The organism is Glutamicibacter sp. BSL13 (genome assembly GCF_052928425.1).
On record NZ_JAVGCZ010000203.1, the window covers coordinates 1 to 1,598 of the forward strand.

General features: G+C 64.3%; 1 protein-coding gene. It reads left to right on the plus strand.

Features of this window, described 5'->3' with window-relative positions:
* Window positions 1-185 precede the first annotated feature (185 nt).
* Window positions 186-1,307, plus strand: a complete 1,122-nt coding sequence (locus RCJ92_RS15825; protein ID WP_446755112.1) for an IS110 family transposase — start codon at window positions 186-188, stop codon at window positions 1,305-1,307.
* The last annotated feature ends 291 nt before the right edge of the window (window positions 1,308-1,598 follow it).

A 1,598-nucleotide genomic window follows, 5' to 3' on the forward strand; every position in this document is an offset into this window, starting at 1 on the left:
CTAGACGATATGAGGTGTAGGGCTTGGTAGGTCTGGTCAGAGCTGGAACCTCCGCTTCATAATGATTGAACGCTCTACGGCGTAGCGTGGATCACCAACATGATCACCACGAACCCGTGGATTTCCTCGGGTCTGTGGCGCCACTGTTGTGTTGGTGCCGACAGATGAACGAGGAGGTTCCAGCTATGTACCAGCGTACTTTCATTGGCATGGACGTGCATGCCCGTAGCGTGAAAATCTGTGCCATCACCCCGGACACCGGAGAAGTGCAACGCGCAGCCTTGGCCATGGACGCAGCCGCTGTCCGCCAATGGATCCTGACCCATGGTGGTGAGATTTCCACCCTCCGGGCCGTCTATGAGGCCGGCCCGACAGGGTATGGCCTGGCCCGCACATTAACTGCGGCCGGAATCCAGTGCGTCGTCGCGGCCCCGTCCCGGCTGATCCGGCCTTCCGGGGACAGGGTGAAGACCGATGCCCGGGACGCCGAGCACCTGGCCCGGCTGCTCTCCTTGGGCCAGGTCACCGAGGTGCGGGTCCCGGGCCCGGAAGAAGAAGCGGCCCGCGATCTGGTACGGCTGCGCGAGGACGCCCGGATGGATTTGATGCGTTCCCGGCACCGCCTTTCGAAACTATTGCTGCGCCACGACTTGCTCTATACCGGCGGCAAGGCCTGGACCGCGGACCACCGGGCCTGGCTGGAAGCGATCAGCTTCGAGATCCCGGCCCTGCAGATGACCCTGTACGAATCCATCGAGATGGTCGACACCGTCATCGAACGCAGGGACCGACTCGATGCACAGATCGAGCTGATGGCCACGACCAGCAGTTATGCGCCGGTGGTCACCGCGTTGGAGTGCCTGCGCGGGGTTGGCACCCTGACGGCGTTCGGGCTGGCCGTCGAGGTCGGGGACTGGACACGGTTTACCGGGAACAGCATCGGCGCCTATCTGGGGCTGGTACCCAGTGAACATTCCTCGGGACAGACCCGCTCCCAAGGACCGGTGACGAAGACGGGGAACAAACACGCGCGCCGATTACTGGTCGAGGCTGCCTGGCACCACGCCCGCCCCTATGACGAGTCCAGCGCCACCCTGCGTCGGCGGTGGGACGCGGCCACACCGGAAACCAGGGCGCACGCGCACCGGGCGAACCAACGCCTGCATCGGCGATGGGAGGCCTTCGAGGAACGCAAGAAGCGCCGGTGCGTGGCCAACGTGGCGATCGCCCGTGAACTGGCCGGCTGGTGCTGGGCGTTGGCCGAACCCCAACAACGCCACGGGCAGGACACCATCATCGGATCCTGACCCTCCCCCTAGCTCCCGTGCGCCCTGAACCGACGGAGAAGAGGTTCGTGACAGCGTGGAAGCAACCCGCGATGCGCCTATGAACCGCAACCATCTTGCCCACCACCGGGCCGGTGATTTGCGACGTTCGATCCTAGACCAGCGGCTCGGCTTCCCGCCGAAAAGTCGTCATGCGGTAACCAACCCGCGGATATCAGATTCGACCACGTCGTCGCTGAATAACAGCACGAGTCATGAACCGGCCTGAAGGTCGGGGCTCCCGGGGAACGGCAAGGCGACCACGCGCCCATT

What these genes read in the sequence shown, in the direction of transcription:
- RCJ92_RS15825 (WP_446755112.1), top strand. Translation starts at nt 186, where the DNA reads ATGTACCAGCGTACTTTCATTGGCATGGACGTGCATGCCCGTAGCGTG.